Annotated in this window: 18 protein-coding genes and 1 riboswitch; of the genes, 9 read left to right on the top strand and 9 right to left on the bottom strand. The window is 41.5% G+C overall.

Annotated elements, in window-relative coordinates; translation table 11 throughout:
• Window position 1 precedes the first annotated feature (1 nt).
• Window positions 2-565: a phosphoribosyltransferase gene (locus VJ786_RS03830; protein ID WP_099367250.1), complete on the top strand. Its 564-nt coding sequence runs from the start codon at window positions 2-4 to the stop codon at window positions 563-565.
• Here VJ786_RS03830 and VJ786_RS03825 read toward each other — a convergent pair.
• Window positions 543-1133, bottom strand: a complete 591-nt coding sequence (locus VJ786_RS03825; protein ID WP_336557290.1) for a DNA-3-methyladenine glycosylase I — start codon at window positions 1131-1133, stop codon at window positions 543-545. The two genes, VJ786_RS03830 and VJ786_RS03825, sit on opposite strands and share 23 nt — an antisense overlap.
• A gap of 25 nt (window positions 1134-1158) precedes the next feature.
• On the opposite strand from VJ786_RS03825, the gene VJ786_RS03820 reads away from it, so the two are divergent.
• From VJ786_RS03820 to VJ786_RS03810, 3 genes are all read left to right on the top strand, one after another.
• Window positions 1159-2133, top strand: a complete 975-nt coding sequence (locus VJ786_RS03820) for a DUF4271 domain-containing protein (protein WP_336557289.1) — start codon at window positions 1159-1161, stop codon at window positions 2131-2133.
• Between the two features lie 10 nt (window positions 2134-2143).
• Window positions 2144-2911: a uroporphyrinogen-III synthase gene (locus VJ786_RS03815; protein ID WP_099367252.1), complete on the top strand. Its 768-nt coding sequence runs from the start codon at window positions 2144-2146 to the stop codon at window positions 2909-2911.
• Between the two features lie 422 nt (window positions 2912-3333).
• Window positions 3334-4203: a cupin-like domain-containing protein gene (locus VJ786_RS03810; protein ID WP_336557288.1), complete on the top strand. Its 870-nt coding sequence runs from the start codon at window positions 3334-3336 to the stop codon at window positions 4201-4203.
• Between the two features lie 110 nt (window positions 4204-4313).
• On the opposite strand, the gene VJ786_RS03805 is transcribed toward VJ786_RS03810, so the two are convergent.
• From VJ786_RS03805 to VJ786_RS03795, 3 genes are read right to left on the bottom strand one after another with little or no spacing between them, the layout of a single operon-like run.
• Window positions 4314-4784, bottom strand: coding sequence for a DsrE family protein (locus VJ786_RS03805; RefSeq protein WP_336557287.1), 471 nt, complete (start codon window positions 4782-4784; stop codon window positions 4314-4316).
• A 38-nt stretch (window positions 4785-4822) separates the two neighbouring features.
• Window positions 4823-7723 (bottom strand): PD-(D/E)XK nuclease family protein, encoded by a 2901-nt coding sequence (locus tag VJ786_RS03800; protein ID WP_336557286.1) that lies wholly within the window; start codon window positions 7721-7723, stop codon window positions 4823-4825.
• 5 nt (window positions 7724-7728) lie between these two features.
• The gene (locus tag VJ786_RS03795; protein ID WP_336557285.1) at window positions 7729-11091 is read right to left on the bottom strand and encodes a UvrD-helicase domain-containing protein; all 3363 of its coding nucleotides are present in this window, start codon (window positions 11089-11091) and stop codon (window positions 7729-7731) included.
• 126 nt (window positions 11092-11217) lie between these two features.
• Here VJ786_RS03795 and VJ786_RS03790 point away from each other — a divergent pair, with 126 nt between their 5' ends.
• The 3 genes from VJ786_RS03790 (at window position 11218) to metF (ending at window position 13535) form a co-directional block, all read left to right on the top strand.
• Window positions 11218-11745 (top strand): 30S ribosomal protein S16, encoded by a 528-nt coding sequence (locus tag VJ786_RS03790; protein WP_099367256.1) that lies wholly within the window; start codon window positions 11218-11220, stop codon window positions 11743-11745.
• An 82-nt stretch (window positions 11746-11827) separates the two neighbouring features.
• On the top strand, window positions 11828-12355 hold the full coding sequence (gene rimM, locus VJ786_RS03785) for a ribosome maturation factor RimM (protein WP_134777998.1): 528 nt from the start codon (window positions 11828-11830) through the stop codon (window positions 12353-12355).
• Window positions 12356-12431: 76 nt separating this feature from the next.
• A riboswitch (SAM riboswitch) is annotated at window positions 12432-12531 on the top strand.
• Window positions 12532-12578: 47 nt separating this feature from the next.
• Window positions 12579-13535: a methylenetetrahydrofolate reductase [NAD(P)H] gene (metF, locus tag VJ786_RS03780; RefSeq protein ID WP_099367258.1), complete on the top strand. Its 957-nt coding sequence runs from the start codon at window positions 12579-12581 to the stop codon at window positions 13533-13535.
• Window positions 13536-13586: 51 nt separating this feature from the next.
• On the opposite strand, the gene VJ786_RS03775 is transcribed toward metF, so the two are convergent.
• Window positions 13587-13955: a hypothetical protein gene (locus VJ786_RS03775; protein WP_134777997.1), complete on the bottom strand. Its 369-nt coding sequence runs from the start codon at window positions 13953-13955 to the stop codon at window positions 13587-13589.
• Window positions 13956-14426: 471 nt separating this feature from the next.
• Between VJ786_RS03775 and VJ786_RS03770 the strand changes: the two genes are divergently transcribed.
• The gene (locus tag VJ786_RS03770; protein ID WP_336557284.1) at window positions 14427-17441 is read left to right on the top strand and encodes a glycosyltransferase family 117 protein; all 3015 of its coding nucleotides are present in this window, start codon (window positions 14427-14429) and stop codon (window positions 17439-17441) included.
• Between the two features lie 106 nt (window positions 17442-17547).
• On the opposite strand, the gene VJ786_RS03765 is transcribed toward VJ786_RS03770, so the two are convergent.
• Window positions 17548-19221: a glutamine--tRNA ligase/YqeY domain fusion protein gene (locus VJ786_RS03765; protein WP_336557283.1), complete on the bottom strand. Its 1674-nt coding sequence runs from the start codon at window positions 19219-19221 to the stop codon at window positions 17548-17550.
• 94 nt (window positions 19222-19315) lie between these two features.
• Here VJ786_RS03765 and VJ786_RS03760 point away from each other — a divergent pair, with 94 nt between their 5' ends.
• Window positions 19316-20590, top strand: coding sequence for an FAD-dependent oxidoreductase (locus VJ786_RS03760; RefSeq protein WP_336557282.1), 1275 nt, complete (start codon window positions 19316-19318; stop codon window positions 20588-20590).
• Between the two features lie 348 nt (window positions 20591-20938).
• On the opposite strand, the gene VJ786_RS03755 is transcribed toward VJ786_RS03760, so the two are convergent.
• From VJ786_RS03755 to VJ786_RS03745, 3 genes are all read right to left on the bottom strand, one after another.
• The gene (locus VJ786_RS03755) at window positions 20939-21586 is read right to left on the bottom strand and encodes a carbonic anhydrase (protein ID WP_099366808.1); all 648 of its coding nucleotides are present in this window, start codon (window positions 21584-21586) and stop codon (window positions 20939-20941) included.
• Window positions 21587-21652: 66 nt separating this feature from the next.
• A complete protein-coding gene (locus tag VJ786_RS03750) occupies window positions 21653-23254 on the bottom strand; it encodes a SulP family inorganic anion transporter (protein ID WP_336557281.1) in 1602 nt (533 codons plus the stop codon).
• Window positions 23255-23360: 106 nt separating this feature from the next.
• Window positions 23361-23723 (bottom strand): hypothetical protein, encoded by a 363-nt coding sequence (locus VJ786_RS03745; protein ID WP_245153231.1) that lies wholly within the window; start codon window positions 23721-23723, stop codon window positions 23361-23363.
• Window positions 23724-23761: the final 38 nt, after the last annotated feature.

Below are 23761 nucleotides of genomic sequence, written 5' to 3'. Positions count from 1 at the left end.
CATGAAAAATATCAGTATAGACGATTTGCATTTTGAGCTGATGCTCGATTATGAACAGATCCAGAAAAGGATCCGCTTGATAGGTATTGACATGAACCTTCGGTATGAGGATAAACACCCTGTTTTCATCGGCGTGCTGAACGGCTGTTTTATGTTCATGGCAGACCTGATGAAGCAGATCCATATTCCCTGCGAGATGTCCTTTGTTAAGCTGGCCTCCTATGAAGGAACGAGCCAAGGATCGGTACACGAACTGATCGGGGTAGGGATGTCCTTGGAAGGTAGGCATGTGGTGATCGTGGAAGATATCGTCGATACTGGTAATTCCCTGGTGCATACCATTGAAGCCTTGGAGAAACTGGGCGTGGCCAGTATAGCGGTTGCCACCCTTTTGCTAAAGCCCGAGTGCCTTTTATACAGCTTCGACAACATCATGTATGTTGGATTTGAGATCGAAAAGGAATTTGTTGTAGGGTATGGTCTAGATTACAATGGACAATGTCGCAACCTGCAGAATATCTACCGTAATATAGACCCTCCAGCTACGATCGGAATGAACAGCTAAGCAGATGGTCGTTGACCATGCCTACTGCTTGCATGTAAGCATAACAGGTGGTGGAACCGAAGAATTTCATTCCCCTTTTTTTCAGGTCCTTGGATATGGCATCGGAGATGGCAGTCGTCGTAGGTGCGCCTTTTAGTGTTTCTAACTGATTGATGATGGGTTCCTGGTTGGGCATGAAACTATACAGGTAATTGTAGAAACTCCCGAACTCTTTTTGGATCGCCATGAATATTTTTGCATTGTTGATGCTGCTGTTGATCTTTCCACGATTACGGATCACTCCAGGATCCTGTAATATCCGTTCTACATCCTCCTCCGTAAATTCAGCGACCTTATGGTAGTCGAAATTCGCAAATGCGTTTCTATAGCCTTCCCTTTTACGCAAAATGGTGATCCAGCTCAAACCTGCCTGTGCCGATTCCAGGATCAGGAATTCGAATAAGGTGGCATCATCTTTTACCACTTTCCCCCATTCCTCATCATGGTACTTTTGGTAAAGGCTGTCTTCGCCGCACCAGCCACATCTAATAATTTTATCCTCAGCCATATTTTCAATTTCTAAACCCATTATTTTGTTCTAACTTTACGAATTCATGAAACAATCGCTCGCATTAAGTCTATTTGTGTTTATCCTCAGTTGGATTTTCCAACCACATGCGCAGGCTTTTGTTCAAGTGCCGTTGCAGGATAGCATCCAAGCTGTTGATAGTGTAGCCATTCGAGATTCTATAGCACGAACTGCTTTTTACAATAGCCTGGATAATGAGCTTAAATATAGTGAAATCATCGTTCATCCAAAGCAGGAGGTCAATTTTGCGAAGGAATATGTAGCGGCCATCTACAAGCAGGGTAGACATGATCTTCTTTTTGGTATGGATACCGGGGGGTTGGACCAATCGGATACCTCCGTGCATATGGGAGGGAAGAAACATGATCGACCAATATGGGTGATTTTCGTGGTCGGTTTTCTTTTCCTGATCTTGGCCGTTCTGCGGATCGTATTTCCGGTGGAACTGAAGATCATCGTGGATGCCTATTACAAAGAAAGGCTGTTGCAACAGGTAAGTAAGGAGGATAACCTCGCCACCTCTTGGCCCTATATCTTTTTATATGTCGTGTTCAGTTTATCCCTTGGTCTGTTTGTCTGTATCCTGGTGTCGAGCTTCAGCGACAAAAACTATTTAAGCTTCGAGAATTTTATCAAAAATTCGGCATTTGTGGCCATACTTTTTATTGCCAAGATATTATTAATACGTTTTGTTTCTTTTATCTTTTTGTTAGATAAGATTGTTAGAGAATACATTGCGGTGCTGTATCTGGTATACTTTAACAGTATGTTTTTTCTCATGCCATTCCTCTTAACGGTAGTATTTGTACCTGTTTCTTACTTTTCTACCATTGCGATTATCTATGTGATTTTGGTGATTCTGCTATTCTCTTACCGCTTTTTGAGAACGGCTTTTCACTTGTTTGGGAATTTCCAGTTTTCAATATTTTATTTAATTCTTTATCTTTGCAGTCTCGAACTCGCACCTATTTTAATATTAGTGAGGGCGCTAAGTAATTAAGACAGTATTTATGCAGATTGATGTAGAAAGAGCAAAAAAAGTAAAGAGCATACTTGTTACTTTACCAAAACCAGAAAATGACAAATCTCCCTACTTCACGCTAGCCGAGAAATATAACCTGAAATTGGATTTCAGAGGTTTTATTCATGTCGAAGGCGTTTCCGCGAAGGATGTCAGAAAAGAACGCATTAATTTTGCAGACCACACCGCAGTGATCTTCACCAGCAAGAATGCGGTGGATCATTTCTTCCGTGTATGTGAGGAAATGCGTTATGAGGTTTCTGCAGAGATGAAATATTTCTGTATCTCTGAAACTATCGCACTTTATCTTCAGAAATATATCCAATACCGTAAACGTAAGATTTTCTTCGGAAAACAAACGGCCAAGGATCTGGAAGATGTGCTTAAGAAACACAACAAAGAGAAGTTCCTTTTCCCATGTTCCGATATGGCGAATGAGGAAACACAAGCTTGGTTGAAAGAGAATGGTTATGATTTTACCCCAGCGGTTTTGTTCCGTACGGTGATTTCGGATATCAAGGATCTGAAGGATGTTTTTTATGATATCATTGTGTTTTTTAGCCCGACCAGTGTGCAGTCTTTGTACGAGAACTTCCCTGATTTTGTGCAGAATAATACGAGGATCGCAGCTTTTGGATCCAGTACACAACAAGCTTTATTGGAACATGATCTGATCTTGGATATCCCAGCCCCAACGCCGGTAGCTCCAAGTATGACCATGGCTATTGAGCAGTATATTAAACAGGTTAATAAATAGTATTTTTTTCGTCATTGCGAGGCTCTGCGTCATTGCGAGGAGGCACGACGAAGCAATCTTCCCGCATGTCATGCTGAGCGCAGTCGAAGCATCTGTTCGTTTATACCCGATCAGATCCTTCGACTACGCTCAGGATGACATGGACTACGCTCAGGATGACAAAGTCCAAAGATTGCTTCGTTCCTCGCAATGACGTTTTAGTTCCTCGCAATGACGCGTAAAACGCAATTCCGTTTTAATCCATCACAACGACCTCTTTTTCCCACCTTTCTTGTCAGAAATTTGACAGAAGTCATTTTTTAAGAATAAAATTCTAATTAATTTGCTGATATTTCGAATTAATATGTGCCCGCATACCCTCAGGTACATTTATTGTAGGAATATTTTTTTTAAGTTTGCATATATACAAAAAAGGTAATCTAGTGAAATTAAAACCTGTAAATAGCATCTCTGGCGTTGCTCCGAAGGACTTCATTAAAGACTACTTGAATAAGAGTCAACCGGTTATCATCAAGGATTTCATCAGCAAAGAGTGTCCTTGTTGGTCGAAATGGAGTTATGAGTATTTCAAGGAAATAGCGGGCAATGAACAAATCGACGTATATGGTCGTGAAGAAGAGTCTCAGAACCATGCTGCGAGTCCACCTGTTGGGCGTATGAGTTTTGGTGATTACTTAGATCTCATAAGAAAAGAACCAACAGAATTACGTTTGTTCCTGTTCAATTTGATGAAGATCAGACCTGAATTAAAAAAGGATGTGATCTTTAACGATGTAACGGGCGGTAAAGTACTTCAATGGCTACCCTATATGTTTTTTGGAGGTGAAGGATCTGCTACGCGGAACCACTTTGATATCGATATGTCGCATGTGTTTATTTCCCAATTCCAGGGAAGCAAGCGCATTTGGTTGTTTCCAAACGACCAGTCTGACCTGATGTACAAACTGCCATATAATTTCCATAGCATTGCCAACCTGAAAAACAGTTCGACCAGTGATTATCCAGGATTGGAATTCCTGGACGGATACGAAGCGGTGATCCACCCGGGAGAAACCTTATACATGCCGGCAGGATGGTGGCATTATATCCAATATGAAACGGAGGGTTATTCCATTTCGGTTCGCGCATTGGCCAATAGTATTTCGGAGAAATTGAAGGGAGCAAGAAATCTCTTTATTACCAGACATTTTGATGATACCATGCGTAAGATCTTCAAGGATAAATGGTTCGATTACAAGATCAATACAGCGAAGAAAAGAGCAAATAAAGCGATGAAACGCTATAAAAAATAAAGCGGTATGAATCGCTCAGAAGCAAGGCATTAAAAGAAAATGGGTCCATTGATTAATGGGCCCATTTTTATGTTTATTGAAAAATCCTTTATCTTATTCCATGTTGAAGGTTAAGGCTTTACGATTACCCATCCTTCTGCACCTCGGATCACCAATTCGCCATTCCCACTAGGTACATAGGCAATGAAATCATACAATTGATGCTTTTCCAAGCCTCTTTCCTGCAGGGAATTGGTACATTGGGCAACAATCACCCCCTTTTCGATCAGCTTTTTCAGGTCTTCCTGGTAAGCAGAGTTTTTCAACATTACTTCCGTACCTCCCGAAAAAGTGATCAATTCTACTTCCACCTTTCCTTTTAACCTGGAATCATTCAATAGATTGTTGATGTTCCTAAAAGCTTTTTTAACGATATCCGGGTTGTTGCTGTCCAATTGATAAATGGCTTTGTAATTTTTTTGGAGAGCTTTTGCTCCCGTAAACTTGACATTTTCAAGGAGTTTATTTCCATTGGGTTGTTGCTGAGCTTGGACGCTCAAACTGATTAGCAAAATACTGGTAATTAATAGTAAATATCTCATGTTATCGGATCTTAATATATGTTGTTCTAAATATCATCTTATTCTTCTTCAATGCTTTCCTTTACGCTGTATTTGTAGAATAGGGTATAAGGATCGGATGGATAGACTTGGGCATCCGGATCATGCTTAAAAGGGATCTCCCTGTTGAACAATTCTTCCAACGTTTTCCTTAAAAACCCTACAAAATCTCCTTTCATCTCTTCCAGAAAATAATCTGAAAAGACCATGCTGCCGCTGTTGTTCCGGAATAACGTGCCATCTTCCCGCATTCTTCTTGCCACATATAAATGAGGTTCCAACCCTTTGAGACCAGTTACCTGCTCGTATACAAAGGCATAGAAAAGTGTCTGCAACAAAGCCTTATTTTCCGTGTCTTTGGCAAAAACCTTTTCAGGTTTGGTAAATAGGATCTTATCCCCTCCGGTTTTGTAGTCTACAATCCTTGTCTTCAGCTGTCCATCCTTATCCACCACTTCATCCACGCGGTCGATGATCCCGTAGAGCCTCAACTTTTCCGGCTGACCATCCAGCAGGATTTCAAAGTCCAGTTTATAATCCTCTTCATTCTCCAATTCGATGATCCGGATGGCATCATAATTTGCCATATCATATTCCAGGTACATCCGGATATAGGCGGATGAAATTTTGTGCATGATCCGCTGAAGACTGTTCAGGTCATCGATATTGCTGACCTCCAATTTATATTCCGAAGCAATTTCCTGAAGAACCAGTTGGTCTACTAATCCTAATTTATCCTTAAGCGTTTCAGTTGGCGTGAAATCGGGATTCCCTTTAAGTGGAAGATACAGTAGCTCCATACTTTTATGGATGATGGATCCGAGGTTGTTCATTTCAAATTCCTGTGAAATGGAAGGAGGTTCCTTGATCTCGGCCACATACTTGAGAAAGAACTGCAAGGGCGATTGCAGGTAGGTCGTAAATGCAGACGCTGAAAGTTGTTTTTTGTTGATGATATAGGTCTGGTACAATTTATCCCATATTTCGTCCTTTTTTTCTACGATCAGTTCGTCCGGTTGGACCGGGAAAAGCAGTGGTTGTTGCTGCGTCTTTTTGATGAACTGAAACTGGGTTTCAAATTCCATCTGTTTGATGAACCGACTTTCTTCCCCTGTACTGCTTTCATCGACAATTCCATTATAGAACAGGTGCATCCCTTGGGAATACTGGAAGTGTCGATAGAATAGATAGGCTGATAAAGCATCCTGATTTTCCAGTACGGGTAAACCATAGGCTTTACGAAGGTTATTCGGAAGAAAGGTAGCCGCACTGGAGGTCTTTGGTAAGATGCCTTCATTCGCGCCTAACACATAGATGTTATCGAAATTTAAACAACGGCTTTCCAATAGTCCCATGATCTGGATGCCTTTTAGGGGATCTCCTTCGATAGCAGAATTGATCGGTGCGATCGCTTTTTTTACCAATCCGATCTGGAAGGATATGCTCAGGTTGCCCAATTTTTCAAATCCGGCCTGCAATTGGTTCAACACCTTGCGGGTTTCGATCAACAGATCGGATTCAATCAACTTGATCCTCCCTTGCAGCGCCATGGATTCTAATAGTGACCCGATCATTCGGTTGATCCCAGGAATGACCCCTTGCTGATCTTGGATAGGTTCAAAAAAATACGGGATGGCCGAAGTTGAAATATCGATTTCATTTATCGGGACCTCAAACTGTTGTTTATCAGCGATCTCTTTTTGGATCTTCTGCTTGGCAAAAGTTTCCATCTTGGTCATCGGATGGGAAAGGAAAGTTTCTAACCCTTGGTAAGGGATTTTTTCCTTTTTCTGATGGGAGATGGCCAATTGGGTTTCACACCACAGATCGATCAGTCCATAGAGTGGCGATTGGATAAGGGGATAACCCGTCGTAATGTTGACTTCCAGGTCTGGCAAGCTCTGTAATAAAGGGACAAGCAGACTCTCATCGGCCAACAGAATAGCAGCAGACTTATCCGCAGGAAGACCTGCTGGAAAATCCGCTAACAAAACATCATGCAATAACTTCGTTTCGCTGTTCTTCCCCAAACATTGGTACAATTGCACTTCAGAAGTCCTATTTCCAATGATGTTGGGAATATCTCCCAATGCGTTCAGAAGCCCCGTACCCTGTATGTTCCTTCGGATAAATAGACCCGCCTCCTGCAGGTTGTCATCGATATAATGCGCATCCGCATCAAAATAGAATAAGGCTTGTCCTTCTTCCTGCCATTGTTTGAATAGTTGGGCCTCTGCGCGGTTCAAGGCATTGAAGCCGACGAATAGGACTTTTTGAAATTTCCTGTTGAAATCAGGTTTTTCCGCTTTTCCTTCCGCCAAGGCGCGATAGATCGTAGGATGATTGATCTGGTTTTCTTGGGCCATTTTTTCCTTGAACAGCCTATATAGCACAGGAAGCCTCTTCCAAAGTTTAAGGAAGCGTTGTTGTACGGCTGTATGGCCTTTGATGGAAAAGGATTGCCAGAATAATTTGATGAATTCCTGTTGCTCAGGCGTGAAATGCTGGAAAGCCAAGTCAATTTCCGTATTGTCGAAAAGGGTCATGTAGATCTGATCGATCGGAACAAGGTCATAATCCAATTGGGAAAAATCGCTCAATATGATCTCCGCAATGGGATAGAATTCCTCCAGGCTTTCCGGTTCCAGGCCTTCCTTTTTGAGCAGTTCATTGTGCAATTCGAACAGGTAAAAAAACTGACTTAATGAAGAGGCCAATGTTTTTGTGCTTGATTGGGAAAAGAATTCCTGGATGGTAAAAAACTGTGGCGACCAGATTGCCTGTCCGTAAACATCGACCAGATGTTTCTTCAGGTAGGTAATCGGTCTTTTATTGTTGAATACAATGGCAATATCGGAAATTTCCTTGCCGAATCTTGTCTGTATGTCTTCTGCTACTAAACGTAAAAATGGTTTTTCCATTCTTTTTAATTTACTTCTACTAATTCTTTTGATTTGGCGTAATATAAATAGCCTTTGACCGCTGGGTAACCTACATTTTTGAGGGCATCCATATAGGTTCCTACTTGGTATTTATGTTCGATATAATCGCCTTTGGTGAACTTAAAGTCCAATACAATGGTTTCTCCATCCTTGCTGAATACCTTGTCCGGACGTAGGGTTTTTCCTTCGGAGGTAATAATACTGGCTTCATTCCAAACCTTATAGTCCTGGGTTAGCCATTGGTTGATCTGGGGATGGTGCCATACTTCCTGGATCTCTTTCATCAGATCTGGACGGGCATGTTCTTCGATAATTCCCTCTTCGATAAATTGGCTGACCAAGTCCGCAATATCCTGCTCCTTTTCTACGGCTGAGATGATTTCATGGGCAAGGACCCCATACCTCGCCGCTTCCTCCATCATCAGGATGTTATTGATGCTCCGTTTGCTGGAACGATCCAGTGCCCTATCCAATTCCTTCGATATCGGGTAGTTCGTCAATGCCAGTTTATTTTCTTCCTGATCTTCGCCATCATCTTTCTTCAGAATGATTTCCTGGATGTTGACTTGGTTATCTTCCAAAGGAAAAATGGATTGTGGATCCATTAATGTTTGAAGCAATAGATCGCTGATGTATTCATTTTTGACTTCAAACCCATTCAATACGTTGGCCGATTTGGCATCGGCCTCCTTAAATTGGGGTGCTGAGATATATAAATGTTCTTTTGCCCTGGTGGTTGCCACATAGAAGGTGTTCAGGGCATCCATGTAGTTGAAGAGCATTTCCTCGAAATATTGCTTATAGAAAATGGATTTTCCTAAGGCGGCATTGTATTTTACAGGGATTTTTCCGAGCTCTTGGAAAGGGCTGTCCATTACATCGATCCAGAAATCGCCATTGTTCATGCCATCCAGATTCCAGGAACAGAACGGGATCATGACCACATCATAAGCCAATCCTTTGGATTTATGAATGGTGGTGACTTCGATGGCATCCAACTTTCCGTTTGCTGGTAGCACAGCCTTCTCACCGTCTTCGTCCCAGTATTCCAAAAACTGGAGGATACCCCGTTCACCCATGCTCGAAAACTGGGTAACCATATCTTTGAAGGCCAATAAATAGGGAAGGTGTATGCTGTTTTCTTTTCCAACCTGATAGATCTCGATCAGCTTCTCAGTCAGATGGACCAAAGGCATTTTCTGCAAGGCCACCCAATTTTCAATCAATTGCTGAGGAAGAACCCCATTCAAGGATTCGATCTGATTTGTCTTGAATGTTAACCAGGCTTTGGGATCGAAGGTAGATTTACCCATAGCCAATTGGTATAGGTAGGCCATATTGGCCAGATGGATAACATGTTTTTCCGATTGGAAAACCAGTGCGCGAAAGGTTTCTACCAAGAGATTTACGGCATGGTTGGATATCAGGGTCAATGCATCTCCAGAAATCACTTCGAATGCGAGCTGCTTTTCATTTTTAAAACGCATCAGTTCCTGGATCAGCAACCGCGCTTGGGCATTGCTGCGCAACAAGATCCCAATCTGTTTTGCTTGGTATCTACCACTGTTGATCCACTCGCCAATCTTTTGGCATAGGGAATCTACAGAAGCATCCATAACTTGGTTCTTTCTGAATCGCCCATGCTCAACCGGGAAATAATTGATTTCTATGGATCCCTGTGGGTTATCATCCCCCAAAAGATGTTCGGGAATCTGCTGCTCGGTATCTTGATAGGCCTTAATCAACATCTGATCGTTGCCTGTTTCTTGCCACCAAGCCCAGGAATCGCCGGAAAGACTCTCCAATACTTTATTGTTCAATACCTCCTGCAATAAGGAGGGGATTTTATCGAACAGGTAGTTATTCAGTTTGATGATGTTCGGCAGACTGCGGAAGTTGGTCTGCAGGGTGCCGTTATGGATAAACTGTTCAAGCTGTTGCGGCTGAAGATGGAAATTGTCGACCACCTGTTTTTCCACCTGTTGCAACAGTATCCGCCAATCGCCATTCCGCCATCGGTAGATGCTCTGTTTGACATCGCCTACGATCAGGTGCTCATTCAAGGTGCCTGTAGCATTGGCCAAGGCGTTCAACAATAAAGGGCTGTAGTTTTTCCATTGGATCCGGGAAGTATCCTGGAATTCATCGAATAGGAAATAATTGAACCGGTTACCGATCTTTTCCCAGATGAAGGTAGGATCCTGTTGGTCATCAATTCCGATTTTGTTCAGGAGAATCTGCGCATCAGAAATCAATTGCGCCCCATTTTCTTTCCGCCATTGACTAAGGAGATCACTCATCTCTTTTAATAAACGAAGGAAATATAGATTCCCCTGAACCGAATGATAGGCGATATAGGATGGGAAAATACCTCGTAATTCCATGAGGATATCCAAGGCAGGCTGCATGGCCTGTACCAAATCTGTACGGTAATTTTTATCTTGGTCAACAAATATTTTTTCTGGTTCTTGCACCAAGGTGTCATATTTCTGGAAGACCTTTTCATCAAGATCTGAAATGGAGAATTTATGGATATTTGGATTTACCTTGCTGGCCGAGACCAGCTTATTCCGTGACTTCTGCACAAGTTCGGACTCGTCTATGCCCAAACTACGGTAGCTTTGGTTGAACTGTTCAATGGCAGCGCTTAAGGCGTCTAGAAAGTTGCTGGTCTTTTCGGAGACCTCTTTGTTCAAGAGGTTGAAAATACGGTTGGAATCCGCAGAAAGTATGTATCCATCAAATTCCTGGAAATTTTCACTGAATATAAGACCGGCCAGACTCATCAATTGATTCCGATAGTTCCAATTTTCATTGTTTCCTATTTTTTGCTCCGCATAAGCAATGATCCATTCCAATAGTTCGGGTTTTTCATCCAAGAGCTGATTCAGCATGATGGTCAGATCCCGTTTTACCTTATTGGTGTTCATTTCGATGGCATATCCGGCATCCAGATTCAATTCATAGGTAAAGCTTCGGATGACTTTTTGGGAGAACCCATCGATGGTACTCACAGAGAAGTGGGAGTAATCGTGCAAGATCCTTCGGTATATACGTTGTGCTTTTTCCTGAAGGGCATGTGCATCCCATTGGGGATGTTCTTCCAATAATATCTGTCGGTAATCCTCGATTTTCCTAGCGGGATTTCCGGTTGCTAAGCCCTGCAACACGGAGAGGATCCTTTCCTTCATTTCCGCGGTTGCTTTGTTGGTAAAGGTTACAGCAAGTATTTCGCGGTAATTGCTTTCCTTGGCCAACAATAAAGATAGGTAATGGACGGTCAGGCTGAATGTCTTTCCGGAGCCTGCCGATGCTTTAACTATTTTTAGGGGTGCTTTTTCTTGCATAGGGTGTTGTGGATTAATGTGATGAATATAACGGTTTGCTTTTATTATTGGAAATAAGTTTTTATCTTTGCGTCCCTTCTTGCATGAAGCACGGGGGATATGTTGAATACATAAAATAAAAAAAACATGGCAACTAAAATCAGATTGCAAAGACATGGTAAAAAAGGAAAACCTTTTTACCACGTAGTAGTAGCAGATGCACGTGCTCCACGTGATGGTAAATTCATCGAGCGTATCGGTTCTTATAACCCGAACACTAACCCAGCAACTATCGTATTAGATTTCGAAAAAGCATTGGATTGGATGAATAAAGGTGCACAACCTACTGACACCGCTCGCGCTATCCTTTCTTACAAAGGTGTTTTGTACAAAAAGCACTTACAAGGTGGTGTGAAAAAAGGTGCGTTCGACGAAACTAAAGCAGAAGAACTTTTCAACAACTGGTTAGAAGGTAAAGGTGCTCAAATCGAAGGAAAAAAATCAGGTTTAGCAAAAACTAAAGAAGAAGCTAAAAAAGCTGCTTTAGCTGCTGAAGCGAAGAAAAAAGATGACAGAGCTGCTGCTATCGCTGCTAAAAACACTCCTGTTGCTGAAGAAACAACAGAAGAGGTTGCGGAAGAAGCTACTGAAAACACTGAAGAAACTGAAGGATAGTTCCTTAAAGCATTATTCAAATGAAAGCCGATCTACTTTAGATCGGCTTTTTTTGTATTTTTGTGGCTTAATTGAAAAAAAAATGAACATCGATCAATGTTTTTACATCGGATATATCAGTAAGACCCGCGGTCTGAAAGGGGAGGTCCAATTGTTTTTTGAGTTTGAGGATTATGCCGACCTGGATCTGGATGTCATCTTTGTAGAAATTGATAAGAAGTTGGTTCCTTATTTCGTGGATCAGGTCAAGTTGCACAATAACAGTACAGCCTACGCTTGGTTTGAGGATGTGGACCATATCGATAAGGCCCAACCGCTGGTGCGTAAGAAGATCTATCTCCCTAACGATAAAATGCCGGAAAGAGATCCGGATGATTTCCGATATTCCGATTTGATCGGCTATGTGGTGATCGATGAGAAGGATGGGGAGCTGGGAGAGATCTTGGATGTGCAGGAAATGCCGCAGCAGTTTATTGCCACGGTGGATATGGATGGACAAGAGGTGCTGTTTCCATTGAACGATGATCTGATCGTTGGTATGGATCCGGAAGAAGAAGTGATCGTAGTGAAACTTCCAGAAGGACTGATCGATCTGTACAGAAAACTATAATTGTTCTGGAAACCCTAACAGGTACAGGAACATTAAAATAATTTTTACTTTTCAGATTTTAAACCGATATTAGCGGTGCTTATAGAGAAAGGCAGAGGGACTAGACCCGCTGAAGCCTTAGCAACCTGACACTTGTCAAGGTGCTACATTCTACCTTTAACCAGGAAAGATAAGCTGATGAACCAGTACTCGCTGTGTTTTCTCTAAGCATTAATTTTAGTATATGAAGATTGTAGATCACATTAAAAATGCGAATGGCAAGACCTTGTATTCCTTTGAATTGCTTCCGCCAGCAAAAGGACAGGGGATACAGAGTATTTTCAAGACCATGGACGAATTGATGGAATTCAAACCTCCGTTTATTGATGTTACTTACCACCGGGAAGATTATCTCTATAAGCAACATTCCAACGGTTTATTGGAACGGGTGTCGTATAGAAAACGTCCCGGCACGGTGGCCATCTGTGCTGCAATCATGAGTAAATATAAAGTGGATGCGGTTCCGCATCTGATCTGTGGTGGTTTCACGAAGGAAGAGACAGAAAATGCCTTGATCGATCTTAACTTTTTAGGGATCGATAATGTATTGGTGTTACGTGGAGATGCGCGTAAGGGCGACTCTGATTTTATTCCTACACCAGAAGGACATGCCTATGCCATCGACCTGTTGGAGCAGGTAGCTGATATGAATCGCGGGCAATACCTGCATGAAGATATTGGGAGTTCCGAAAAAACTGATTTCTGTATAGGAGTGGCCGGTTATCCGGAAAAGCATTTTGAAGCACCAAACTTCAATACAGATTTTAAGTGGCTGAAAAAGAAAGTGGAAATGGGTGCTGAGTTTATTGTGACCCAAATGTTCTTTAATGTCGAAAAATATAAAGAATTCGTAACGAAATGTAGGGAGCATGATATCCATGTGCCGATCATTCCCGGTTTGAAACCTTTGACGACGAAGAATCAATTGATCACCCTGCCGAGGATCTTCCATTTGGATATCCCTGAGGATTTAAGTGATGCGGTGGATGCTTGTAAAACCAATGCCGAAGTGAGGCAGGTTGGTGAAGAGTGGCTGGTGCAGCAATGTAAGGAGCTGATCGAATTTGGTGCTCCGGTACTGCATTTCTATACCATGAGTAATCCTGGTCCGACAAAAAAGATAGTAGAAAAACTGGTTTAAAAATAAATGCCGATTGGATGCAATCGGCATTTATTTTTAAAGACTTAAATCTTAATTTTCTTCTTCTTCCTCTTCTTTACTAATTTTAGCCCATTTATCAAGCTGCTCTTTTGTTAAGAAGGTTTTCACTTTAGCTGTTCTAGCTTTAAGATTTGCCTCTTGTTGTTCTCTTTTTGTTTTAATCGCAACGCCTTGTGCCTCAAGAATATCAGTTTCTTGTTTTGCTGAAATTAACACATGCTTAGCAATGGAATCCTGCTGAGGTTTTGTCAAAGCTAATTTTTCAGTCAATGACTTGACAATAGATTCCGTTACATTTTTAGCAATAAAGTAATCACGCTCTGCTGGTTTAGTTTCTTGTGCAGATGCCACACCCACTGTCAAAGCAGCTGCAAATGCGATTGATAATAATTTTTTCATTTTACGTTTATTAATGGTCACTCTATGTGATTTATTAGAATTTAAAGTTAAGAATATTGTTTATTATTTCCACAAATGTTATTTAATTTTATGACTGGTTAAGGTGTTTAAAGGTTTAATGCTGTTTCTTAACTTATTTTCATTAGTTTTTGTTAATATTGTTAACTTTAAATAGTTGTATTTCAGCTTATTGTTCTCCTTATGGTTTTTTATAGCAACCCGGTAACCAAGTTTATTGTCCCAGGATTTATGCGTTTCTACGGATAATTTACATTTGTAATTTAACATATTTTAACATTTATGCCTTTGTTCGATGTATCATCTATTCCTGATAACATGTAGCATCTATTCTATTCCTAAACTTATTGATTCGCTGTTTATTTCTTCAGGTTAGCTGTTAAATTATGTTAATAGGTGATTTCATTTTTATATTCTTATTACATTAGATTGAATTAACTAACGCCCATAATTATGAATTACTCGAAGATCAACAACCTGCTAGGATGGCTCTGTGGAATCATTGCAACGACGGTATACATTCTCACAACGGAACATTCTTCCAGCTGGTGGGATACAGGCGAGTTTATCGCCTCGGCCTATAAATTAGAAATTGTACATCAACCAGGCGCTCCCTTATTCTTAATGCTTCAAAACCTGTTTTCCAATTTGGCTTTTGGGGATACGGAAAAAATTGCTTTCTGGATGAATGTAGGTTCTGCGGTCTGTAGTGGATTGACAATTGTTTTCCTATTCTGGACGATCACTGCCATTGCACGTAAAGTATTGGTTCGTGGCTATGAAGAAGTAAGCCAAGACCATCAGCTAAAGATCTTTTCTGCAGGATTGATTGGAGCTTTAGCCTATAGCTTTACGGATAGTTTTTGGTACTCTGCCGTGGAATCCGAGGTGTATGCCATGTCATCCCTTTGTACGGCCGTCGTATTCTGGTTGGCCTTGAAATGGGAAAGAAGGGCAGATGAACCGGATGCCAATAAATGGTTGTTGGTTCTGGCCTATGTGATGGGATTAAGTATAGGGGTACACTTGCTGAATTTATTGACTATACCTGCCATTGCGCTGCTGATTTATTTCAGGAAGACCCCACAGGTCAAATGGTCGGGAATCCTAAAAACATTAGGTTGGGGAGTATTGGTGCTGGCTTTGATCCTTTGGGGTGTGATCCAATATTCTGTAAAGATTGCAGCCCAGTTTGATCTGTTTTTTGTGAATGGCTTGGGTATGCCATTTGGCAGCGGAATTTACTTCTTTGTCGCCCTATTAACGGGCGGATTGGTATTTGGAATATATTATTCGATTAAAAAATCTAAGCCCATCCTGAATTTGGCTTTGCTTTCCTTGGGTTTTATCTACTTGGGCTTCGGCTCCTACGGATTATTGATGGTACGTTCGCATACCAACATCAGCTTGAACAATAATGCGCCTGATAATGTATTCTCCTTTTTGGGCTATTTGAGCAGGGAGCAGTACCAATCGGAACCTTTATTCAAAGGTCCTAATTTTGATTCTCGAATAATTGGTGTCAAAGAAGAGGGGAGCAACTACAGAAAGGATGCTAAGACTTACACAAAAATTGGGGGTAGAAATTCCTATGAATATGATAAGGAAGTGTTGTTCCCGAGAATATATCATAAAGATCATGAAGCATTCTATCGATCATATCTGGGATTAAGGGAAGGGAAAAGTCCGACCTTTGCTGATAATATGAAGTTTTTCTTCCAGTATCAGATTGGTCATATGTATTCCCGCTATTTCATGTGGAATTTTGTCGGAAGACAAAATGATCAGCCAAGCCAGGGGGAATTCCATGCAGGAAATTGGATTTCAGGCATTTCCTTTCTCGATGATCTCCGAATTCCCGGACAGGCTCATTTAAGTGAGTATTTTAAACAGGATCCCAGCAGGAACACCTATTTCTTCCTTCCATTAGTACTAGGGGTGGTAGGTTTGTTATGGCAATTGAAAAAAAGTAAAAGGGATGCGGCTATTGTAGGTCTTCTCTTCTTTTTCACTGGGTTAGCGATAGTTCTATATTTAAATCAATCGCCATTACAACCTCGGGAAAGGGATTATGCTTATGCCGGATCATTTTATGTGTTCTCGATTTGGATCGGCCTAGGTTTCTTGGCCATCCTTGAATTTATACAGCAACGCGTAAAACTGCCAGCAAGGCAATTGACCGTTGCTACAGCAGGGCTATGTATGTTCTTGGGACCAATCTTATTGGTTTCCCAAAATTGGGATGACCATGACCGTTCAGTCCGGATGATGACCAAAGAGATGGCTTATAATGCCTTGCAATCCTGCGAGCCGAACGCCATATTGTTTACTTATTCTGATAACGACACCTTCCCTTTATGGTATTTACAGGAGGTGGAAGGCGTGCGAACAGATGTTAGGGTCTTGAATCATGGGTACCTGCAATCGGATTGGTATGTAAAACAGGCGATGCAGGACATCAACCAATCCAAGGCTATCCCTGTAGGATTTGGTTTTGATAAGGTTAAGAAAGGAGTCCGCGATTACATAAGGGTGTTAGATATGGGAATCGAAGGTCACGTGGATCTGGACCAGATGTTGGCCATTATGCTTTCTGATGACCAGGCTAACAAAGTGCAATTACAGGACGGTACCTTTGAAAATATCCTACCCAGCCAAAAATTGAGATTGAAGATCAATAAGGAAGCAGTACTGGCCAATTCGGTCGTTCCGAAATCTTGGGAAGGCTACATTCCAGAATACATGGAATGGGATTATAAACAGAATTACGTTTCGAGGGCGGAACTGGCCATCATGTCTATCCTAAATGAGAACAACTGGGAGCGTCCGATCTATTTCACGACCATGAGCCCCAATTCCATCTTTATGGGGATGGATAAGTATTTGGCGAACGAAGGGATGCTGTTGAAATTGATGCCTGTAGAGGTTGGGCAGCCGGCAGATGACACCTCCTTGGTCAATACAGAAAAACTGTATAGCAATGTGATGGAGAAATTCAAATGGAGTGATATCTCCACGTTGGACCACTTCGATACGGATTCGAACAAGTTTTACGAGAATTGGGTGTTTTCCAATGTGTACCAACAAGGGATAGCCCAGCTCATGCAACAGGAGAACTTTGAGCATGCGAGAAATCTAGCCTTAAAAGCCTATGATTTCCAACCAAAAGTAAACCGTTCAATGCGCTTATCCTACCTGAATGGTACGGTGGTGGATACCTTGTACAAAACTAAAGAGCTGGAGAAAGCGAATAGCCTGGCTAAAAGAAACCTACAGACCATCGATGAATTGTTGAATGAACAATTGCTGATCAGTAAGCGATCGTTAGGAGGTGCCGATGGCTATATGATTCAATTGGGTCTTGCAGCTTTAAAGAATTACGAAGGAATATTAGGCTCAGCCAAAGATGAGTCATTATTAGCAGAGGTTAAACGAATGGGAGATAAATATAATTCGGCCTGGATGTAATGTTCTAATGCCAGCCCTATTTCTCTATAAAAAAATCCTCTTCATGTAATTGAAGAGGATTTTATTTTGAGATAAAATATTAAAACTTTTCTTGAACGCAGATCTATTAACCTTTTTTCACCTCTTTAGCCCATGAGTCTTTTAACCCAACGGTTCTATTGAATACTGGTTTTTCTGGCGTACTGATCCTATTGTCCAAGGTAAAATAGCCCAATCTGATGAACTGATATCCTTTACCAGGTTCTGCATTAGCTAAATCAGGTTCAATGTATGCTTTTTCAATAATCTGCAAACTATCCGGATTAATGGATGCCTTGAAATCCTCAGCAGCGGCAGGATTGATGTCCTGGAACAAGCGATCGTAAAGTCTTACCTCGGCTTCTTTCGCATGAGCGACCGATACCCAATGTATAGTTCCCTTTACTTTCATTCCTGAAGTGTCTTCACCTGATTTTGAATTCGGATGATATTCACAGATTACCTCTGTGATATTCCCGTTTTCATCTTTGTTAAATCCGGTACAGGTTACAATATATCCATGCTTTAAACGCACGGATAATCCAGGTCCTAAACGGAAGAATTTCTTAGGCGCATCCTCCATAAAGTCCTCTCTTTCGATCCAAAGTTCTTTGGAGAAAGGGATCGTTCTACTGCCTTCGCCACCTTCTACTTCCGGGTTGTTCTCGCCATGAAGTTCTTCGACCTGACCTTCCGGATAATTACTGATGATCAATTTGATCGGATCAAGGACAGCCATCCTTCTCCAGGCCGTTTTATTCAAATCCTCGCGGATGCAGAATTCCAATAAACTCACATCGATCATGTTTTCCCGCTTTTGGATACCGATGCGTTCGCAGAAATTACGGATACTTTCCGGGGTATAACCACGTCTGCGAAGACCAGAGATCGTAGGCATGCGTGGATCATCCCAACTTTCCACGAATTTCTCATTCACCAATTGCAACAATTTACGTTTGCTCATCACGGTATACGTCAGGTTCAAACGCGCAAATTCATATTGTTTGGAAGGGAATATTTCCAATCTATCGATCAACCAATCGTATAACGGACGGTGAGGGATAAATTCCAAGGTACAAACGGAATGGGTGATTTTTTCGATGGAGTCCGATTGACCATGTGCAAAATCATACATCGGATATACACACCATTTATCACCGGTACGGTGGTGGTGGGCATGCTTGATGCGGTAAATGATCGGATCACGCATGTGCATGTTCGGGCTTGCCAAATCTATCTTCGCGCGTAATACCTTCTCGCCATCTTTATATTTTCCTTCACGCATTTCTTCAAAAAGCGTCAGGTTTTCTTCTACACTTCTACTACGGTATGGCGTAGGGGTTCCTGGTTCGGTAGGAGTACCCTTTGCAGCCGCAATTTCCTCTGCTGTACTATCATCCACATAGGCCAGTCCATTTTTGATGAGATCAACGGCATATTGGTACAAGGTGTCAAAATAATCAGAAGTATATAATTCCTCAGCCCATTGGAAACCAAGCCATTGAATATCTTTTTTGATGCTCTCTACGTATTCCACATCTTCCGTTACCGGATTGGTGTCATCAAAACGAAGATTTGTTTTACCATTGTACTTCTGTGCCAAAGCAAAGTTCAGACAGATCGACTTAGCATGTCCAATATGAAGATAGCCGTTTGGTTCCGGCGGGAAACGGGTCAAAACACGCCCGTCATTCTTCCCATTACGAAGATCTTCTTCAATAATCTCTTCAATAAAATTCAAGGATTTTTCTTCTTCTATCATGTAGCAAAGTTAGGTATTTCAACGATATATTGGTTATCCCATTAACGAATACTTAACGCTATTTTACGTATTTTCGATGTATATTTAAACAATTATGAATTTGAGATTATTACTACTTACCCTGATTATATTTCCTGTTGCATTAATGGCCCAAAAAAGGGAGAAACCGAAGATGTTGGTCTATGGTTCGGATATTACGGCCTTGACTGCTGCTGTGCAGGCGGCGCGATCGAGTGTACCCACGATATGGGTGTTGGATCAAGAGCAGATTGCCCCGGAGATCACATCCCAAACCTTGAAGATGGTTAAAAATGAGAATCTGGATGCGGGCATCTGGATGAATCTGTTGATGGAGATGGGCATGAGCAAAACCAAGAGTGATTCTTTGGCGATGGCCGTGAAAGCCGATTTCAATCCCCGATTGGCGAGGAATGCAATCGAGAAAATGTTGAGGGAATTGCCCAATCTGACCATTGTTAGGGATCAGCAGATCCTGAATGTGGAGAAGAAGAGAAGGGAATGGCAGATCCAACTTGCCAATCGGCAGAGCATACAGGTGCTTTCTGTGGTAGATGCCAGCAAGGATGGATTGCTATTCAAAAAGGCTGAAGGGACAAAGAAGGAGGGGTTGTCCAGCAGTTTGCAGAAGGCGAAGGAAGTGAGTTTGGCAGCAAGTAGGACCACATTGGCGGTGGGAGAGTTGAAGGAAGAGGTGTATGTCTTATTGCTGAAAGATCTATTGACCTTTGAAAAGGAGAATCTTTTTGATATTGGTTTCTTGCGGGAATTGGATGCGGATCCAGAAAATATTGCTTTTAGAGCAGCTTATGGGCAGGCTTTGGGGGCTACAGCTGGATACGTAGCTTTCTTTAAGACCGATACAAAATCCATTGATATTCGGAAATTGCAGGCGGAGTTGTTAGGTTTTTCGGCTAGATTGAACCCTTACCAGGATGTTAAGACTACGGATGTGCATTATGGATCTATTCAGAAGAGTTATTTATCGGGATTTTTTCTCGGAAAGGTGGAAGGGGATAAGTATATGTTCAAAGGGGATGATTTTGTGAAGTTTGGAGATGTAAAGGATGTATTGAATGATATCTATACCCGGAGCCAGCTATGGTTCTTGGATAATTATAAGGAAGAGGATATGACCTGGCGGGATTTATTCAGCTTGATCAAGTTTGTATCCTTTAAAGGAGATGAGGTAGAAAGACAAGTGGAGAAAGATTGGAAAAGTAGGCGGAAGTTTGAAGGCGAGTTTGATCTGGATAGTAAAATAACTAGAGATCATTTTGCTGTAATGGCCGATCTGTATTCTACCGCTTTCGCGAAAGCAATTAATTTGGATGGAAGCTTTGTTAAGTAGATTATAGATAATAGACGATAGATTATAGACCCTGTCATCGTAACAACCTTTTCATCGTAAGAACTTTTTCATTGAAAGAACATTTCTATTGAAAGAACGCCGTCATTGCGAGGAGGTACGACGAAGCAATCTTTCTTTTTTGTCATCCTGAGCGTAGTCGAAGGATCTGTGCATTGGTACACGAACAGATGGTTCGACTTCGCTCAACATGACATGGGTTAAGATTGCTTCGTTCCTCGCAATGACGGCGTGATGTCTTTATTGAATATAGACAATAGATTATAGACATTAGATAATAGACCATGCCAAAGTCTATCATCTAATATCTATCATCTATCATCTAAAAACCTACATATACTTAAACACCTTACCCAGCGATTCATTGCTGGTAAAAGTAGTATCCAAATCAATCAATTGACCAGTACCGATATTGATCACCATTCCATGGATCGCTAGATCAGCGCCATTTTTCCAGGAGTTCTGCACAATGGACGTACTGCAAAGATTCAATACCTGCTCCTTCACATTCAATTCCACCAATTTATTGGTCTTTTCGGTTTGATCCTCGATCGCATCAATCTCTTCAGCGTGCAAGCGGTAAACATCCTTGATATGGCATAACCAGTTATCAATAATACCATATTGCTGACTACTCAAAGAAGCGGCAACTCCACCACAACCATAGTGTCCAGCTACGATGATATGTTTTACCTTCAATACATTTACAGCATAGTCTAAAACGGCTAACATACTCATATCCGAGTGCACACACATATTGGCAATATTACGATGTACAAACACTTCGCCCGGTTTTCTTCCTGTCAATTCATTCGCTGGCACACGGCTATCCGCACAACCAATCCATAAAATCTCCGGGTTTTGTCCATTTGCTAACTGTTGAAATCTTCCTGTTGTGTCTTTCTGTACGAAATCCATCCAGTCTTTATTACCTTCTATAATGTTGTTAAAACCAATTTCTAACTCTTTTAAGCTCATTTTTTTAATTTTTTATATGTTGTTCGATTAAGAAACAATACAAGTTTCTGCAATTATTTTATTCTTTTAAACTACTTTTTGAAGTTTATGTTTTTTTTTCTTGAAAGGACTCTTATTAGATCGCTTTCTCTTTTTGTAAGTTACATCGTTCAGCTCAATTTCCAAGCCTTTGCTTATCGCATTCTGCTCAAAATCCTTGATGACGTCTATGACATCCTTATCAATAAACTTACTTCGATGCCCATCGATCAGAATACTCTTCACGTTTTTTGGAAGGTTGTACAGTTTTTCCTGAATTGGCGCTTTGTTAAGGAAGGTTACCTCCTCCGCCAAGGTCAACACCGCAACAGAATTATCCTCTACCTCCGTTGGTTTGATGTTGAACTGGTAAGCATTGTGCATGTTCGCCCTCAAGATATAGAACGTAGCAACCAAAATACCAACCCCAACACCGGTCAATAGATCAGTAAAAACAACCGCTGCAACCGTTACAAAGAATGGAATGAATTGGTCCAATCCTTTACCTAACATCTGCTTGAATAAAGCTGGTTTTGCCAATTTATATCCTGTATGTAAAAGGATAGCGGCCAAACCTGCCAATGGAATAAGGTTGATGATACTCGGGATCGCCAATAAGGCCAATAATAACCAAACGGCATGCAACATCGCCGATTGTCTTGTTCTACCGCCCGCATTTGCATTCGCAGAAGAACGAACGATCACTGATGTCATAGGCAATCCACCTAAAAATCCAGAAGTCATGTTACCAATACCCTGCGCAACCAATTCCCTGTTCGTAGGTGAATTTCTTTTCAATGGATCGATTTTATCTACCGCCTCGATACTCAATAAAGTCTCTAAACTCGCAATGATCGCAATGGTGATGGCCACAATCCATACCTCTTTATTCAGGATCTGCGTGAAATCTGGGAAGATGAACAATCCTTTGAATTCCGCAATGGAAGAAACCACCGGGATAGATACAAAGTGATCCGGGTTCAAGGCCAAGGAAGTTCCTTGGAAAGCATAACCCAATCCCACACCTAATAATACCACGATCAATGGAGCAGGGACTTTGTTCAATTTCTTAATATTCGGCCAGAAAATAAGCACAGCCAGGGATAATAAACAGATCAACGTAGCCCCCCAGTTGATGCTGGAGAATATCGTATCTGTAAATGCTGCAATACCACCGCCGTTATCCAGTTCAAATGCATGCGTCTCGGTCATTCCGAAAGCCAATGGAATCTGTTTTAGGATAATGGTGATACCGATCGCTGCCAACATACCCAGGATCACTGAGGATGGGAAGTAATTACCGATCATACCGGCTTTTACGATCCCCAGGATCAATTGGATAACCCCAGCGATCATAACGGCTAGGATAAAAGTTTCGTAAGCACCCAGTTTTTCAATGGAGCCCAGGACGATTACCGTCAGACCGGCTGCAGGACCACTCACACTTAGAGGAGAGCCTGAAACCGAAGCAACCACTAAGCCGCCTATAATTCCTGTTAAGATACCGGCAAAAAGTGGCGCTCCGGAGGTCATCGCGATTCCTAAACATAAAGGTAATGCGACTAGAAAAACTACTATACTTGCGGGAAAGTCATATTTTAAGTCCCTTTTCGACAATTTTAGAAAAGCGGACGTACGTGTACCAAACATAATTTGTTCAATTTGTTAAATTCAATTTTTTTAGTGAATAAGCTCAATGGTCCCATTAAGACACAGCATGGCCGGTCAGAGAACCTGATAATCGGAAAAAAATGAATTAACAGTTAGGAGGGGGTGTCGGTACGGATGGATGAAAGGCACAGATACTTTTTTCATTACGTAGGTAATGCTTGATCTGCGCTGTACTTTCAATAGTGGGATTAAAGGCTAGGAAATCAATGGAATCTGGTTTGAATACCTTGATACCCGTTTCATGGATATCTTCATTGTTGCTATTGGCTCCTTTGGCCGTATTCTCGATTTCTAATTGCATAACCACCTGTAGAACAGTACCTTTATCCAGTACATCTACAAACATCGGCGTGATGGATATCAGCATCTTTGTGAAGAACACAAAGAAACATAGCTTGGCAGCTAAGATCCTGTACGCTTTTGTAAATAAGTTTCGGCTCGCAATCATAAACAGTACAAAAATAAAATTTAATTTTAAAAAGAAAG

This window comes from Sphingobacterium tenebrionis (assembly GCF_037126265.1).
Lineage (GTDB): Bacteria > Bacteroidota > Bacteroidia > Sphingobacteriales > Sphingobacteriaceae > Sphingobacterium > Sphingobacterium tenebrionis.
The sequence above is the reverse complement of the archived record's forward strand: the minus strand, read 5'-3'. Positions and strand labels throughout refer to the sequence as shown.